Origin of the sequence: Polynucleobacter sp., from assembly GCF_044342855.1 — a bacterium.
Taxonomy (GTDB): domain Bacteria; phylum Pseudomonadota; class Gammaproteobacteria; order Burkholderiales; family Burkholderiaceae; genus Polynucleobacter.
This window is the reverse complement of the sequence record NZ_JBIIPA010000005.1, coordinates 23,675-39,429: the sequence shown is the minus strand read 5'-3', so window position 1 is coordinate 39,429 and position 15,755 is coordinate 23,675. Positions and strand designations below refer to the sequence as shown.

13 protein-coding genes are annotated in these 15,755 nt (G+C 48.0%); 9 read left to right on the top strand and 4 right to left on the bottom strand.

Going from position 1 to position 15,755, the window contains the following annotated elements; translation table 11 throughout:
* Positions 1-2: 2 nt before the first annotated feature.
* Genes ACIQZ3_RS03055 through ACIQZ3_RS03045 form a run of 3 tightly spaced genes read right to left on the bottom strand, consistent with a single transcriptional unit; the run spans position 3 to position 3,872 of the window.
* On the bottom strand, positions 3-1,262 hold the full coding sequence (locus ACIQZ3_RS03055; RefSeq protein ID WP_397390222.1) for a glycosyltransferase family 9 protein: 1,260 nt from the start codon (positions 1,260-1,262) through the stop codon (positions 3-5).
* A gap of 18 nt (positions 1,263-1,280) precedes the next feature.
* Positions 1,281-2,324: a lysylphosphatidylglycerol synthase transmembrane domain-containing protein gene (locus ACIQZ3_RS03050; protein WP_397390220.1), complete on the bottom strand. Its 1,044-nt coding sequence runs from the start codon at positions 2,322-2,324 to the stop codon at positions 1,281-1,283.
* Positions 2,325-2,372: 48 nt separating this feature from the next.
* On the bottom strand, positions 2,373-3,872 hold the full coding sequence (locus ACIQZ3_RS03045) for a glycosyltransferase family 39 protein (RefSeq protein ID WP_397390218.1): 1,500 nt from the start codon (positions 3,870-3,872) through the stop codon (positions 2,373-2,375).
* 44 nt (positions 3,873-3,916) lie between these two features.
* Between ACIQZ3_RS03045 and ACIQZ3_RS03040 the strand changes: the two genes are divergently transcribed.
* Complete coding sequence (locus ACIQZ3_RS03040; RefSeq protein ID WP_397390216.1) at positions 3,917-4,723, top strand: DUF3047 domain-containing protein; 807 nt, start codon at positions 3,917-3,919, stop codon at positions 4,721-4,723.
* A 1-nt stretch (position 4,724) separates the two neighbouring features.
* Here ACIQZ3_RS03040 and ACIQZ3_RS03035 read toward each other — a convergent pair whose 3' ends face one another.
* Positions 4,725-7,013, bottom strand: a complete 2,289-nt coding sequence (locus ACIQZ3_RS03035) for a heavy metal translocating P-type ATPase (protein ID WP_397390214.1) — start codon at positions 7,011-7,013, stop codon at positions 4,725-4,727.
* 73 nt (positions 7,014-7,086) lie between these two features.
* On the opposite strand from ACIQZ3_RS03035, the gene ACIQZ3_RS03030 reads away from it, so the two are divergent.
* The 8 genes from ACIQZ3_RS03030 to ACIQZ3_RS02995 all read left to right on the top strand — a co-directional run bounded on the left by ACIQZ3_RS03030 (position 7,087) and on the right by ACIQZ3_RS02995 (position 15,731).
* On the top strand, positions 7,087-7,281 hold the full coding sequence (locus tag ACIQZ3_RS03030; RefSeq protein WP_397390212.1) for a heavy-metal-associated domain-containing protein: 195 nt from the start codon (positions 7,087-7,089) through the stop codon (positions 7,279-7,281).
* A gap of 127 nt (positions 7,282-7,408) precedes the next feature.
* Positions 7,409-8,497: an iron-sulfur cluster carrier protein ApbC gene (gene apbC, locus ACIQZ3_RS03025; protein ID WP_397390210.1), complete on the top strand. Its 1,089-nt coding sequence runs from the start codon at positions 7,409-7,411 to the stop codon at positions 8,495-8,497.
* A 24-nt stretch (positions 8,498-8,521) separates the two neighbouring features.
* On the top strand, positions 8,522-9,043 hold the full coding sequence (locus ACIQZ3_RS03020; RefSeq protein ID WP_397390208.1) for a DUF3305 domain-containing protein: 522 nt from the start codon (positions 8,522-8,524) through the stop codon (positions 9,041-9,043).
* Entirely contained in the window at positions 9,043-9,603 is a 561-nt protein-coding gene (locus ACIQZ3_RS03015) for a DUF3306 domain-containing protein (protein ID WP_397390207.1), read from the top strand. The genes ACIQZ3_RS03020 and ACIQZ3_RS03015 overlap by 1 nt, the downstream gene beginning before the upstream one ends.
* Positions 9,604-9,613: 10 nt before the next feature.
* Positions 9,614-11,704 carry a 4Fe-4S binding protein gene (locus ACIQZ3_RS03010; protein ID WP_397390205.1) on the top strand — a complete coding sequence of 697 codons (2,091 nt, stop codon included), beginning with the start codon at positions 9,614-9,616 and terminating at the stop codon, positions 11,702-11,704.
* Entirely contained in the window at positions 11,701-12,345 is a 645-nt protein-coding gene (locus ACIQZ3_RS03005; RefSeq protein WP_397390203.1) for a molecular chaperone, read from the top strand. Before ACIQZ3_RS03010 ends, ACIQZ3_RS03005 begins: the two co-directional genes overlap by 4 nt.
* A gap of 117 nt (positions 12,346-12,462) precedes the next feature.
* Positions 12,463-12,684, top strand: coding sequence for a formate dehydrogenase (locus ACIQZ3_RS03000; protein ID WP_397390201.1), 222 nt, complete (start codon positions 12,463-12,465; stop codon positions 12,682-12,684).
* 62 nt (positions 12,685-12,746) lie between these two features.
* Positions 12,747-15,731 (top strand): formate dehydrogenase subunit alpha, encoded by a 2,985-nt coding sequence (locus ACIQZ3_RS02995; RefSeq protein ID WP_397390199.1) that lies wholly within the window; start codon positions 12,747-12,749, stop codon positions 15,729-15,731.
* The last annotated feature ends 24 nt before the right edge of the window (positions 15,732-15,755 follow it).

The following is a 15,755-nucleotide window of genomic DNA, read 5'->3' as shown; positions in this document are numbered from 1 at the left end:
AATTAACGTGCTCGCTCTTGATCAGCTTCGTTCAATTGATGCACCATTTTCTCTAGTACCTGAGGTACGGTAATTGCTTGCATGCAGACATTGTCATGGCAAGGTGTCTTGCGATGATTGGCCGCGCTGACGCAGGGAGAGCATGCCAGGTTAGCTGTAATCGAAATTGACTTACCAACAGAACCGTAGAGCGCTGGAGTCTCTGGTCCAAAAAGGACAACGGTACGCAATGGAGTAACAGCAGAGAAGTGGCCCGGTCCAGAATCATTAGTCACCATCACATCAGACAGTGTGTAGAGGGGTGGTAATTCTGCGAAGCTAACTTGACCAGCAAAGTTCAGGGCATTTTTTACGTTTGCAACTGAACGTACTTTTTCAACATACTTAAATTCAGATGGGGAACCAGTAATCAGAATGAGGTCATTTGGATAGCGTTGGTTTAATCCCTGAATGAGCTCGGAAAAACGCTGCTGTGCCCAACGTCTTTGCGGTAACAAATCACTTGCATTAGGATTTACCAAAATCAGGCGTTGCTGACCTTGCTTAAATTCAATGCCAGCATCTGCGGTGAGCTTTTCAATACGTTCACGCACTTTGTTTAGTGTCCCGGGATTAATCACTGCCTGCTCTAAACGAACTTCCGAATCTGCAATATGAATTTTGCTAAATGGCACTTCAATCTCTTTGGCAAATGCCGCATGGATAAGGGAAAGAAAATTCTTGGTAATGTGGATATGTGGGTTGTAATGCACTTTGCGAGTCAGCATAAAGCCGCGCCACAAGCCTTCACCATGAAAGATGTGATAACCCACGCGGCGACGCGCACCACAGAGGCCAGTTAGCAGGGCGGTGAAGCGGGAGAACAATTCCAAATCAATAACACTGTCGATGCGATGCTTACGTGCCACCAGCAAGAATTTGAGTGTGTCTTTAATTAAGCCGCCCAAGCTTGAAGAGTCAATTGTGAAAATATTTTCAGGCTTAACGGTATTTAATAGGGTAAGGCTGGCACGATTACTCTTAAAGATCAGGAAAAATAATTCAGCGCCTCGAGCCTGCGCATTTCGCATGGCTGGATCTACCAAGATTGCGCTACCCATTTCTGATAGCTCAATAAAGAGCAGTTTGCGTGGCGCATCTGGACCACGACTGAAGATATTTTTAACGCCATCAATCAGGGCGACTATTGGACTTGCTACTGCGCAGAGTGGGACACCAACCCAGTGGTCGATGGCGCGCATGGTGTTGACGCTAATACTCATAGTGGACTCTGAAAAGAATTATTTCCGTTTTAATAAAAAGTAAGCACCGGGTAATACCGATAAGACAGTAATGGCGCCATAGCTAATCGATGCTAATACTGTCATGGAAGGACTTACGCCCCACAGTGCCAGCACAGAAGAAAGTGTGGCCTCGCGCAAGCCCCAGCCAGAGATGCTGATTGGTAACATTAATAAGAGACTCAATGCAGGTAGGCCAATCATGAGGGCTTCAATCGGTGCATCTATTCCATAGGCCTTTAGGCAGAAGAGTAAAGTCAAAATGGTGAGGGAATGAATGCCGATCGCAAATGCGGCTTGAGCCACATTCATGGGCCAAGAAAAAGCAAGCTTAATTCCGGGCAGAGCGTGATTCATTTGCAGGCGATCCAATAACTTTTGCAAGAGATTGCAACTAGGCCCCCAGGCCAAAATTGCTGCAAGTAACAAGCCCGCCAAAATCATGATGCCAGTGACGGCATAACCCAAGTCTGTTCCCCAGGCGGCTAAGGTGGCGCCACCCAAAATGAGTCCAAGCCCACCGAGCAAATTATTTCCTGCTAAACCAAGCAGACGATCTACTAACACCATGGAAAAACTCAAGCGTAGCTTAGGGGTGGCATGCTCCAAGTCAACAGAGTGGTGAAGTTCTGCATCGAGTTCTTTTGCTTCAGTTAGCTTGCCGCTGCTATTTAAATGGGTTGCGGTAATAGCGCGATAGCTGTCGCCACCAAGCGTGCTCGGCAATCCTTGGTTAATTAGTCCGCCGGCAAAGTAGAGGGCTACAAAGTTGGTGAAGCCTCCTTGAAACCCCACTTTGCGCATTAAAAATCCCCAGCGCAGTCCACCGCAAATAAATGCCAAGACCATGGTTAATCCTGCTGCCAAAAACCACCAAGGCTGCATCTGAATTTCAGAATCTAGGAGTGTGTGCCAATCAATTCCGCTGGTAGCTTTCCAAAGGAGGGCGACCGACAGCAAAATGCGAATCGTGGGCCAAGCCCGCTTGAGAATTGCTTTCCACCCAGATGTGGCTTTTGGGGTGGTTTGGGGTTGTGAACTCATAGGCGTAAGGATAATGCCTTGAGGGCCTAAGGTCTTGAATTTGGGGAATTAACGCGACAACCCAGCATCCCGCCAATTACGGCAAAGGCTATAGTCAAATTTGGACAAAACCTGCCCAAAGCGGATGATTTCTAGGCTATCTAAGGGCTCACATGCCTCAAAGGCCAGATTGCCTCCTATTGGTGGCTTAAATGCCATTCCTGACCAGTTGATTAGTAAGACGCTTGCACCAGCTGGCAATTGCCCAAACCAGAGATCAAATTGATCTTGGCGTTGGTCCAAGATAAAGGTGGGTAGTGGGCTGGCATACCAGGCTGCTCTGCTACCCAGCGTCCAGTTTTGTACTGCGATACCACTTACTTTAGTAGCTGCTGCCAATTCAGATGCCTTCTGACCAGCAAGCTTCCACCCATAAAGATCGGCAATTGGATTGGATTTGATGGCAGCAGTACTAATGCCTCCAGCCAAAACATACCCAAAACCTAACAAGCAAACCAGTATCTGCCCAATAAGCAAAATGCGAATTGCCATGCGGTGTTGCATAGCCCAAGCCTTCGCTAGCCCAATGCCGGCGAATGGCGCCAGACAAAACCAAGCTGGTGTAGTCCAGTGTGGCAGGCTGCCGCCCCCGGATAGTGCGGTAAAAATGATGAAGGGGATCGCGAAGAAGCTGAGTAAAGCCATGAGAACTAGCTTCTGTGATTGGAGGCAATTCTTCAGAAATGTATAGCTACCTAAAAGCAATAGAGGCCCAAAGCACGCAATTTGAATACCCAGAAAAGCTACAACTCTGCGCCATGCCCAAGCGCCACCACTGCCATGGGCAATTTGATATTTGAATGAGATCCAATTATTGACCCAGTTCCAATACAGGACTGGGCTAATCACGATCAAGGCGATGACCGCAGCTATCCAGAAACCAGCTTTGGTGACCCAGGTCTTTTTGGGAGAGGCTAAGAAAACGAAGAGCAAAGCAAATGCAGTAAATGCTGCGGTGTATTTGCTCAGCCCTGCTAAGCCTACTAGCAAGCCGGTGATGACCCAGTCCGCAATGGAGAAGTGATCTTTGCGGGTCCAACGTAAGGCCATCAATAGCAGGCCAAGGCTTAAGGGGGTAAGAAGGGTATCAGGCAAAAGACCAATTGCTAAAACATGGGGTAGTGGCGCTGCAATTATTGCTAAAACGGCCATGAGTCCACACAGGTTGGCTGAGGGAAGCGTAGCAGTTAAATAGCCTGCATTGCACCCCTGAATGAAGCGATGAATTTCTAGTGTGACTTGATATACCAAGAGAGCAGAAAGAGCCCATAGCAATTCCGGAATCAGGCGAATGATCCCCTCGGATGAGGTCAGGGCAACCAGTGGCCACTGTATCCAACCCACTAGAGGTGGGTGATCAAAGTAACTCCAAGCAAGGTGTTTGGCATATAAAGCGTAATGGGCTTCATCGACTGAGAATTCAATCGAGAAGCCGAGGGCAAAATGCACCACTGCAGCAATACAGATGCTGATAGCGGCCCAGCTAGAGGGTGATTGATGGCGCATCATCCGATTTTAGACTTAGGACCTCATTCTTTGGGACAATTCAAGTGATGTTTACAAAAAACTGCTTTCGATCCCTGTTGCTATTGACGGCTATAGCCACCTTATTGTCAGGCTGTGCTGGCTTGACTGGGAACTCGATTGAGAACGAGGCGGGTCAAGCATTTAATGCCGATCAGTTACCCGCCCAAGAAGATTTGCCAAAATTCTCTGCGGAGAAGCCGCGAGATGGCATGCCAGATGGTTGGAACTTTTATCACATTGCTCCTTATAAGAAGAACACCATTTACCGTCTTGAGAAATATCAAGGCCGTACGGTACTAGCCGCTAATTCCAAAGCATCAGCATCTGGTCTGGCAGTAAAGCTTCGCCCGCGCTCAGCGCAAAACTTATGGCTTCAGTGGGAATGGAAGGCGGTAGGTGCAATGCCGCAAGCGGACAATGCAGATAGTCGGAGTGATGATGCACCGCTTCGTATCTTGGTAGCCTTTGATGGCAACAAATCCAAACTTCCTGTAAAAGAAAAGCTCACCTTTGAGATGGCCAGCTTGATTAGCGGTCAAGAAATGCCGTATGCCACGGTGATGTATATCTGGTCGGGAAAAAATTCAGTCAACACTGTTTTAAACAATGCTCACACCTCACGCGTCAAAATGATTGTGGTTGACTCAGGCTGGGATAGCTTGGATGAGTGGCGCAAGCACGAGCGAGATTTAGCAGCGGACTACAAGTTGGCTTATGGAGAGGTGCCAGGCAATGTCATTGGCATTGCACTGTTGACTGATACCGATAACACTAAATCAGAAACTCGCGCCCTTTATGGCGATATTGAATTGGTGCGCAAGAACCTAAAATAACTTAGGGGTGATTAGGGCGCCAACGCTTTAGAAGCAGGGCGTTACTCAAGACGCAGAAGCTAGAAAGCGCCATTGCACTGCCAGCTAACATGGGTGATAAATAACCCAAGGCCGCCATTGGGATGCCAATCGTATTAAATGCAAACGCCCAAAATAAATTTTGACGAATCTTGCTCCAAGTCTTTTTGGAGATATCAATTGCATCTGCAACTAAAGTGGGATCGCCGCGCATTAATGTAATGCCAGCAGCTTGCATTGCTACATCGGTACCAGTGGACATCGCCATACCAACATCTGCCGTCGCTAAGGCTGGAGCGTCGTTAACACCATCACCAACCATTGCTACAAAGTGTTTTTTACCAGTAGCCGTGCCCTGCAGTTTTTGAATGATCTCCGCTTTATTGCTTGGCATGATTTGGGCAAAGACTTCATCAATGCCGATTGTTTTTCCTACTCGGCTGGCTGCGGCCAAATTATCACCAGATAGCATCACTGTCCGAATGTGCAATGCGTGAAGTGCATCGACTGCTGATTGAGCATTTGCCTTAAGCTCATCCCCAAAAGCAATGACGGCAATTGGGGTCGGCACATCTCCATCCTTAATGCCTAAGCTCATCAAAACCGAAACAGTCTGACCCTGCTCGAAACAGGCCTGGGCTTTTTGTAAAACAATATTGTGCTGAGAGCTTCCCTCGAGAGACGCTACGCTCTGCAAGCGCAGCATCTGGCCGGCAAAAGGACCGCCACTTGGAACGCCTTCAATGCCAATGCCGGGCAATCCTTTGTTCAAAGAAGTAGCAATGGGTGGGACACCTTTTGCTTTGGCGGAATCAATCAGAGCTTTAGCCAAGTGGTGCTCACTTCCCAATTGCAAGCCCGCAGCGGTAGCAAGGATTTGACCCTCGTCGGCAAATGATTGATCAAAAGTAAGTAGGGCAAGCATGCGTGGCTTGCCAATGGTTAATGTCCCGGTCTTATCAAAAGCAATGACATCGAGTTGGTGCGCTAACTCCAATACCTGCGGATCTTTAATCAGAATGCCAAAGCGTGCAGCTATGCCAGTGCCCGCCATGATTGCAGCTGGAGTGGCCAAGCCAAGTGCGCAAGGGCAGGCAATCACCAGAACGGATACGGCACGCAAGATAGCGATGGAGGTGGAATCGAAGTAAAGCCAGTTGCCGATGCCAGTGATGAGCGCAAGAATAATCACGGTAGGAACAAAGATTGCACTCACCCGATCAACTAACTTTTGAATCGGTGCCTTTTGAGTTTGCGCTTCTTCTACTAAGTTAATGATTTGTGAGAGTACGCTTTCAACACCAACTGCTTCGGCCCTTACAACAAGGACACCTTCACCATTTAAGGCGCCTCCAATGACTTTTGAGTCCAATGCCTTCTTAACGGGCTCGCTCTCGCCAGTAAGTAGAGATTCATCTACGTGGCTAGCACCAAACAGAATCACGCCATCAACCGGAATGCGTTCACCGGGGAGTATCAAAACCCGATCGCCTGGAAGTACTTGAGCCAAAGGTAAGTCGCGGTATTGATCAGTGCCAACACCTTGATTAATTTCGAGATTAACATCCGCATTTAAAACTTTTGCATGCTCGGGCCAGAGCTTTTGCAGGGCGCGAATGGCTTCGCTGGTCTGTTGCTTGGCACGTGCCTCTAACCACTTGCCCAATAAGACCATGCAAATAATGACTGCCGATCCCTCAAAGTAAAGTTCATGTGCGTGACTAGAGGTGAGTAAGATGTAGAGACTCAGTCCATAGGCAGCACTAGTACCGAGAGCCACTAGTAGATCCATGTTGCCGGCGCCAGCCAGCAGGGATTTGTAACCTGCCTTGTAAAAGCGCCATCCCAAGATAAATTGCACTGGCGTCGCCAAAGCCAGCTGCCACCAGCCAGATAAAGACCAATGAATGCCAAAGGGCATCAAGAACATCGGCAAGAAGAGGGGGGCGGAAAGCAGGAAGCTCAGGACAACACGACCCAAGCCGTCAGTAGCCCAAAATGACTTGCTCATCTTCTGATCTAAATTACCTCGAGCCGAGCTCTCTTTTGCCTCGTATCCCGTCTTTTGAACCAGGGCGATGATCTCAGCCAGACTGGATGAGCCGCTTTTTATCCGAACTCTCGCCTGCTCGGTAGCCAAATTGACGCTGGCTGCCTCAACCCCGGGAATCTTATCCAAAGCCTTTTCTACACGGCTGACGCACGAGGCACAGGTCATTCCGCCGATATCGAGGTTAAAAAATTCTGAATTACTGGATTGTGAGGGAGTCATGTAGAAGATAATCTACCGTATGGTGAAAAAAGGCCATCATCAACCGTATTTTGACAGTTTTTAAGGGGTAGCTATGTATACGTTGAAGGTATCAGGAATGACTTGTGGTGGCTGCATTAATGCCGTGACGCGAGCTGTGCAGGCCCAGGATCCCCAGGCTCAGGTGCAGGCGGACTTGGCGACCCAGCTGGTGACGCTTGAAACAACCCTTTCTCCCGAATTAGCTGCTGGGCTCATAACAGAAGCTGGATTTCCGATATCTGAATAAGCCTAAAATCCGGCTTTAGCAATTTTTTGCATGTGCGGTTAATCTACCCGCTATCCCATTTTTCGCAATAAGACTAAATAAAAGATTGAGCACCCACTAGCGGGGTAGCTCTTCATAGGAGGAAGTTGTGGCACTTACTGTAGAGGCTGTGCAAGCAGCATTAAAGGGTTTAATTGACCCAAATACACAAATCGACTTTGTGTCGGCAAAGAGCGTCAAAAATCTCAAAGTAGATGGCGGCGATATTAGTCTGGACATTGTTCTGGGTTATCCAGCAAAAAGTCAGTTCGACTCCATTCGTAAATCCGTGATTACTGTGCTCCGCGAATTGCCTGATGTGAAAAATGTTAGCGTCAATGTCAGCAGTCAAATCGTTGCGCATGCTGTGCAACGCGGTGTCAAGCTATTGCCGAATGTAAAAAATATTATTGCGGTAGCTAGCGGTAAAGGTGGTGTTGGAAAATCCACTACTGCAGTCAACCTGGCTTTGGCTTTAGCGGCTGAAGGTGCACAAGTCGGTATGTTGGATGCAGATATCTACGGCCCAAGTCAACCAATGATGCTGGGCATTACTGGCAGACCAGAATCAATAGAAGAAAACACTATGGAGCCAATGGAAGGCCACGGCCTTCAAGCAAGCTCAATCGGTTTCTTGATCGATGATGATGCGCCGATGGTGTGGCGTGGCCCTATGGTGACATCTGCTTTGGAGCAATTGCTGCGTCAAACACGTTGGCGCGATCTCGATTACCTAGTTGTGGATATGCCCCCCGGCACTGGTGATATTCAGTTGACACTAGCTCAAAAGGTACCCGTTACTGGCGCGATCATTGTGACCACTCCGCAAGATATTGCTTTGCTGGATGCGCGCAAGGGCTTAAAAATGTTTGAGAAGGTTGGAGTGCCGATCGTGGGCATCATCGAAAATATGAGCACCTATGTCTGCCCAAGTTGCGGTCATGAAGAGCATGTGTTCGGTACCGGTGGCGGCCAAAAGATGTGCAAAGAATACGGTGTTGATTTCTTGGGTGACTTGCCGCTGAATTTATCTATTCGTGAGCAGGCAGATGCGGGTCGTCCAACTGTTGTGGCTGATCCTGATGGCGCTATCAGTGCAATTTATAAGACGATTGCAAGGCGAGTGGCTATCAAAGTTGCGGCGCTTTCAAAAGACATGAGCAGTAAATTTCCTAACATCGTGGTTCAGAACACTTAAGGCCTTATGCGTTTTGCAGTTCTCATGCGTAAGCAGTTTATTGATAGCCCCTGGATTTCATATCGGTGGGCGCCGCAGGAGGTGTTGCCGGATTTTGGGCAATTTAATAATGCCCCCAGTGAAAAGGGCAAAATTATTGGTCAGTTTCTGGGGCGCAATGATCAAGGTGAGTCTTGGTTATTTACCGGCTATGAACTCAGTCTTTTTCCTGACGAGGGTGAAGGCTATTACCTAAACCTCTCGGCTACTCAACCCTGTTGGTTTGTGATGTGGCGCTTAGAGGAAGATATCGAGCGCTACATTGATGCTCAGTCTATCGAGCTAGCCAGATCTGAATCAACTATGGCCGTTCCCCATCGTATTAGTGTTAGCTACAACGAAGCAGGGCGTTTATTAGATGGCGGTGAGTCAGTGGATAACACCCCCCTGTCTTCAGAACATGCCTCTTGGTTGCAAGAGTATGTTAACGAGAACTATCGCCCTGAGCCTAAAAAGCGTCATCGCCCTGAATCATTCAAGGGCGCTAACCGCGGGACGGAAGACTAATGGCTGGCGGATTTCTAAATCGTTGGTCGCGCCTCAAGTCTGGAGAGCAGATCGAGCCCGCACAAAAAACGGCTGATCAAACGAAGCAAGAATTAGCATCAAGCCCAGAGGCAAAACAGCCCAATACAGACATTCAAGATGCTCCCCCAGCTGCAACCCTGGATGATGTAGAGAAGATAGATCGTCTTGCTCCAGACTTCTCCGCTTTTATGAAGCCGGATGTAGATCCTGCAGTTCAGCAGGCGGCCATGAAAAAGATGTTCTCTGATCCGCACTTTAATGTAATGGATGGCCTCGATATCTATATTGATGATTACTCTAAGCCGGACCCAATTCCACTAGAAATGCTCAAGCGCATGGTGCAATCCGACATGCTCAACATTTTCCGTAAAGATAGCGAGGAGGAAACCCCAAGCACCCAAACTGCTGCCAATACAGAATCTGAACCGGAAGAGCAGGCTTTACCCCTAAGTTCACAGGCTGATTTAACATCCACACCAGCACCAATTCAGGAGGCTGGGGATAAAGACCCTGTGCCTGTGGATAAGAAAACCGGTTAAGAAGAAATCAATGAGTCAAAAATTAGTATGTAATTGCAATGGAACGATGCCTTTGGATGCAAAGGCTTTAGGCCTCACTATCCATACCTCTTTATGTAGACAGGAAGTTGGCACGGTCATTAAAGCGTTTGATGGCAGCGACTCGATTGTGATTGCTTGTACTCAAGAGCGCGCTTTATTTGGTGAGCTGGCCGAGCAATCAGCAAAGCCTTTGGTGGCACCATTACGTTTTGTGAATATTCGTGAGCTAGCTGGCTGGACTCAAGAGGCTAAAGCTTCCACGCCAAAGATCGCTGCACTACTCGCCTTAGCTGATATGCCTGAGGCGGAGCCCGTACCTGCTGTGAATTATGAAAGCCACGGCCGCTTGTTAATAGCTGGACCTGGTGATCAAGCATTGCCTTGGGCTGAAAAACTGAGCGACTCCCTCGACGTTTCTGTTTTATGTACTGAGCCAGGTACATTGCCAATCACAAGAAACTTCCCGATCTATACAGGTAATGTCACTAAGTTAGACGGTTATCTGGGTAACTTCAGCGTGGATTGGGATTTGCAAAACCCGATTGATCCAGAGATGTGCACTCGTTGCGGCGCCTGTGTTGAGGTTTGCCCTGAAGGTGCAATTGATGATTCGTTCCAGATCGATTTAGATAAATGTAAATCCCATCGCGCTTGCGTCACAGCTTGTGCTGGTATTGGTGCGATTAATTTCGATCGAATAGAGCGTCAACGCAGTTCTGAATTTGATCTCATCATGGATCTGCGCGCTGATCCGCAGATGCGTATGAGTCAAACGCCGAAAGGTTACTTTGCGCCTGGTGGAGATCCATTTGAGCAATCACTGGTTGCAAACCAATTGCTTGGTTTAGTTGGCGAATTTGAAAAGCCTAAATACTTTGTCTATAACGAGAAGGTCTGTGCTCACGGCCGTAACGGTAAGGTAGGTTGCAATGCCTGTATCGACGTGTGTTCAACGGGTGCAATTTCTTCCTTATTTAAAAATGGGCAGGGTACCGTAGAGGTAAATCCCAATTTATGTATGGGTTGTGGAGCTTGCTCGACAGTGTGTCCGTCGGGCGCAATGCGCTACAACTATCCAAGCGTGACTCATCAGGGTAAAGAGATTAAAACTCTTGCCAATGTATTTACTTCGGAGAGTTCTAAGGCAAAACAATCGCAAGCACCTGTTCTGCTATTGCATACACTCAAGACTGGAACTCAGACTCTAGATTCTTTAGGGCGCTCAGCTCACTTAAGACCAAAGCAGTTTGAAGGATTGCCTTCCTTTGTATTGCCCTACGGTATTGAACACATTGCCTCCACTGGCTTAGATTTGTGGCTTGGTGCACTCAGCTATGGTTTTGGTGAGGTAATTCTGCTGCTGGCAGGAGATGAAGATCCGGCCTATCGTGCCGCACTTGAAACGCAAAGCGAGTTAGGTAACGCCATCTTGGCAGCTTATGGATTTGATGCCAGACTCTCTCTGATACAAATTGAATCTCCAGAGGAGCTGCAACCAGTATCAGCTGCCATGGGTAAGCTCCGACAGCACGGTGCTCAAGCAGCGCTTTGTTCGTCTGCCAGCTTTGGTCTAGGCAATCAAAAACGCGAAACCATTGAGATGGTATTGGAGCATTTGGAAAAGCAAGCCAGAACACCGCTTCCAGCAGGTGGGGTGGCTTTGCCGAAATCTTCCTTCTTGGGTGGATTGAATATTAATCAAGATGCCTGCACGCTCTGTATGTCTTGTGTGGGCAGTTGCCCTGAGGGCGCTTTACTAGATAACTTGGATGAACCCAAGCTTTCCTTTATTGAAAAGCAGTGCGTTCAATGCGGCATCTGTGTAAAAACTTGTCCAGAGCAAGCCTTGGCTTTGGCACCTCGTTTACAGACCGTAGAAGAGCGTAAGCAAAAAGTGGAGATCAACGAGACTAAGCCGTTTCATTGCATCAGCTGTGGCAAGGTATTTGGAACCGCCAAGATGGTGGATTTGATGTTGATCAAGTTAGGTGCGCACGGTGCCTTTGCTGGCGCGGCGCTAGATAGACTCAAGATGTGCGGCGATTGTCGTGTTGTCGATATGGTGAAAAAAGAAATATGAGCGAGCAGATAAAAGAGGGCGCCTCAACCGAGGTGGGTGATGTAGGTCTGCCGGAGGATTTGGCGAGGGCGGATCTATATGGTTTGATTGCGAGGCTCCTTCATCAGCCGCCTGATCAAGAATTACTGGATCAAATAGCCGCCTCCATCCCAGATGGTCAGGAAGGCCAGGCAGAAGCTGCACCGCTAGCCAAGGTGTGGCATAGCGTAGTTGAGGTTGCTAAAAATAACCCTGCCAAAGCCTGGCATGAGGAGTTTGATCGTAATTTCATTAGCGTAGGGCGTCCCAATGTGATTTTGAATGGCTCCTTTTATATGGCCGGCCATTTAAATGAGAGGCCATTGGTGGAAATCCGTCGCTCGTTAGAGGGTTTTGGTTTGGAGTCGGCTGAAGAGGTTACGGAGACCGAGGATCATATATCTGCACTCTGTGAGGTGATGCGTTACCTCATAGCTGGGGACGATATTGAAATTTCAAACCTTACAAATCAAAGGATTTTTTTCAATGACCATATTCGTCCTTGGTATGACGTATTGTGCGATGCAATAGAAGGTATTCCAAACATGCATCTCTACCATCCGGTAGCCGCCTTAACTCGAGAATTCCTGGCTATCGAGGGGCAGAGTTTTGACATGATTTGATGTTGCATTGCACAAGAGGAAAACCCCTAGAAAAGAATTAATTTTCAAATATGCAAAAAATACAATTACCAACTAAACTCTGTGAAATATCAAATTTGCGCTAACTAGGAGCATGCGATGACTACTAAATCCGCAACAGCAGTAAACGAAGAAAGCAAGCCCTCACGCAGAAAGTTTTTCATCGGAGCAGGTGCCACTGTTGGTGCTGTAGCCGTAGCTTCCCAAACGCCACTAGGCAAAGCAGTTATTCAAGAAATTGGCAGCGCTGTTCAAGGTAAAGATGACGGCTATCAGTTGTCTGCGCACATTCGTAAGTACTACGAAACCACCATGCTTTAAACCCAGTTGTTAATGAAGTCGTTTCCAAATAATTAAATAAAAATATTTCTCAGGGACAACATATGAGTCTGACTCGTAAATCCAATACCCCACAAAGCGGCCGTGCTACGCCCGCATCACGTCTCATCGGCAGCCTGTCACGCGGACTTCAATCTGCGGTGCCAACGATGGATCGTCGTACTTTCCTCAAGCGCTCTGGAGTAGGTGTTGGTGCTGGGATTGCAGCAAGCCAATTGACCTTGGTGCAAAAAGCTGTTGCTGAACCAAGCAAGGCGATGTTGGACGGGAGGGACAAGATTGAAGTCAAGAGAACCATTTGTACCCACTGTTCCGTAGGTTGCGCAACTGACGCTACTGTTGAGAATGGTGTTTGGGTTCGTCAGGACTCTGTGTTCGATTCTCCAATCAACATGGGTTCTTACTGTGCCAAAGGTGCCGCCTTACGCGAGCACGGACACGGCGACTTCCGGTTGCGTTACCCAATGAAGTTGGTGGACGGCAAATATCAACGTATTTCTTGGGACCAAGCTTTAACCGAGATTACTGCGCAGATGAAAGACTTGCGTAGCAAGTACAGCCCAGATTCACTGTTCTTTATTGGTTCATCAAAGCACAATAACGAGCAAGCCTATTTATTACGTAAGTGGGTTTCTTTCTTCGGAACCAACAATACAGACCATCAAGCTCGTATCTGTCACTCCACTACAGTAGCCGGTGTTGCAAACACCTGGGGCTATGGTGCAATGACCAATAGCTATAACGACATGATGAATGCCAAGGCTGCTTTGTACATTGGCTCCAATGCTGCAGAAGCCCATCCAGTGTCGATGCTCAGCTTGTTGCATGCAAAGGAAAACGGTTGCAAAGTGATCGTGGTTGATCCACGCTACACCCGTACTGCTGCTAAGTCTGATCAGTACGTTCGCATTCGTTCCGGTTCTGATATCCCATTCCTATTTGGTGTTCTGTATCACATATTCAACAATGGTTGGGAAGATAAGAAGTACATCAATGACCGCGTCTACGGTATGGATGAGATCCGCAAAGAAGTGATGGAAAAGTGGGCTCCAAAGAATGTAGAAGAGGCTTGCGGTGTTCCAGAAGCTCAGGTTTACAAAGTGGCTGAGACTATGGCCAAGAATCGTCCAAGCACCTTAGTCTGGTGTATGGGTCAAACACAACACACCATTGGTAATGCCATGGTGCGTGCATCTTGTATCGTGCAGCTCGCCCTAGGAAACGTTGGTAAATCTGGTGGTGGTACAAACATCTTCCGTGGTCACGATAACGTTCAAGGGGCAACAGACGTTGGACCTAATCCGGATTCATTACCTGGTTACTATGGTCTGGCAGCAGGATCATGGAAACACTTCTCAACAGTATGGGGTGTTGACTACGAGTGGATCAAAGGTCGCTATGCGCCTGACATGATGGAGAAATCGGGTACTACGGTTTCTCGTTGGGTCGATGCAGTCCTTGAGAAAAATGACATGATCGATCAACAAACCAATGTAAAAGGTTTGTTCTTCTGGGGTCATGCTCCTAACTCACAAACTCGCGGCTTGGATATGAAGCGCGCGATGAATAAATTGGATTTATTGGTTGTTGTTGATCCGTATCCAAGTGCTACAGCAGCAATGGCAGCGATGCCGCCTGCCGAAGGTGATGTAGTAAACAAGAACCGTAATGTTTACCTCTTACCAGCGACAACTCAGTTTGAAACAACGGGTTCAGCAACTGCCTCAAACCGCTCATTGCAGTGGCGTGAGAAAGTCATCGATCCTTTGTTTGAGTCTGTACCTGACCACGTCATCATGCAAGCATTTGCTGATCGCCTGGGCTTCGGTGAAGAGTTATCTAAGAACTACAAGATGCAGAGTTCAAAGTTTGCCGGCAAGCAGTGGAGAGAGCCGCAGATTGAAGACATCTTGCGTGAAATCAACCGCTCTTGCTGGACGATTGGTTACACCGGTCAAACTCCTGAGCGCTTGAAGGCGCACATGAGAATGGTTGGCACCTTTGATCCGAAAACTTTGAAGTCACGTGGCGGAGTTGATCCGGTTACTGGTTACGACACAACAGGCGACTACTATGGCTTGCCTTGGCCTTGCTACGGCACCGCCTCCATCAAGCACCCTGGTTCACCAAATCTCTATGACACTAGCAAGAGTGTGATGGAGGGGGGTGGTAACTTCCGCGCTAACTTTGGCGTAGAAAAAGATGGTGTTAATTTGCTTGCCGAAGATGGTTCTTACTCCAAAGGTTCCGCCATTAAGACCGGTTACCCAGAGTTTGACCACGTCTTAGTGAAGAAGCTCGGTTGGTGGAATCAATTAACTGAAGAAGAGCAAAAGCTTGCTGAAGGCAAGAACTGGAAGACCGACTTATCTGGCGGTATCCAGCGCGTGGTAATGAAGAATGGTTGTCATCCATTTGGCAATGCCAAAGCCCGTGCAGTGGTTTGGAACTTCCCGGATGCTATTCCAACTCACCGCGAGGCGCTCTACAGTACCAATGAGCCAATGATGCGTAAGTACCCAACATCTGCGGACAAGAAGAATTTCTGGCGCTTGCCGACTCTCTATAAAACAGTTCAGGATAAGAACTTGAATGAGAAGCTCTACGAAAAGTTCCCAATCATTCTGACTTCAGGTCGTTTGGTTGAGTACGAGGGCGGGGGAGATGAGACACGTTCTAACCCATGGTTGGCTGAGTTACAGCAAGAAAACTTTGTGGAGATCAATCCTAAGGCCGCAGAAGCTCGTGGCATTAAGAATTGGGATTATGTGTGGGTTAAATCCCCAACGGGAGCTAAGATCAAAGTTCGTGCAATGGTTACTGAGCGCGTCGATCAAGGTACTGCGTTTGTACCATTCCACTTTGCTGGCTGGTGGCAGGGCAATGACTTGCGTAAATACTATCCTGAGGGCGCAGCCCCAGTAGTCCTAGGTGAGGCGGTGAACACTGCAACAACCTACGGCTATGACCAGGTAACGATGATGCAAGAAACTAAAACCACCATGTGCCAAATCGAAAAATTTGCCTAAGTTAAAAAATATAGTCAGGAGAAC

What these genes read in the sequence shown, in the direction of transcription:
- ACIQZ3_RS03055 (WP_397390222.1), bottom strand. Translation starts at nt 1,262, where the DNA reads ATGAGTATTAGCGTCAACACCATGCGCGCCATCGACCACTGGGTTGGT.
- ACIQZ3_RS03015 (WP_397390207.1), top strand. Translation starts at nt 9,043, where the DNA reads ATGGCTGGCGGATTTCTAAATCGTTGGTCGCGCCTCAAGTCTGGAGAG.
- ACIQZ3_RS03010 (WP_397390205.1), top strand. Translation starts at nt 9,614, where the DNA reads ATGAGTCAAAAATTAGTATGTAATTGCAATGGAACGATGCCTTTGGAT.
- ACIQZ3_RS03005 (WP_397390203.1), top strand. Translation starts at nt 11,701, where the DNA reads ATGAGCGAGCAGATAAAAGAGGGCGCCTCAACCGAGGTGGGTGATGTA.
- ACIQZ3_RS03000 (WP_397390201.1), top strand. Translation starts at nt 12,463, where the DNA reads ATGACTACTAAATCCGCAACAGCAGTAAACGAAGAAAGCAAGCCCTCA.
- ACIQZ3_RS03040 (WP_397390216.1), top strand. Translation starts at nt 3,917, where the DNA reads ATGTTTACAAAAAACTGCTTTCGATCCCTGTTGCTATTGACGGCTATA.
- ACIQZ3_RS03035 (WP_397390214.1), bottom strand. Translation starts at nt 7,013, where the DNA reads ATGACTCCCTCACAATCCAGTAATTCAGAATTTTTTAACCTCGATATC.
- ACIQZ3_RS02995 (WP_397390199.1), top strand. Translation starts at nt 12,747, where the DNA reads ATGAGTCTGACTCGTAAATCCAATACCCCACAAAGCGGCCGTGCTACG.
- ACIQZ3_RS03050 (WP_397390220.1), bottom strand. Translation starts at nt 2,324, where the DNA reads ATGAGTTCACAACCCCAAACCACCCCAAAAGCCACATCTGGGTGGAAA.
- ACIQZ3_RS03030 (WP_397390212.1), top strand. Translation starts at nt 7,087, where the DNA reads ATGTATACGTTGAAGGTATCAGGAATGACTTGTGGTGGCTGCATTAAT.
- ACIQZ3_RS03020 (WP_397390208.1), top strand. Translation starts at nt 8,522, where the DNA reads ATGCGTAAGCAGTTTATTGATAGCCCCTGGATTTCATATCGGTGGGCG.
- ACIQZ3_RS03045 (WP_397390218.1), bottom strand. Translation starts at nt 3,872, where the DNA reads ATGATGCGCCATCAATCACCCTCTAGCTGGGCCGCTATCAGCATCTGT.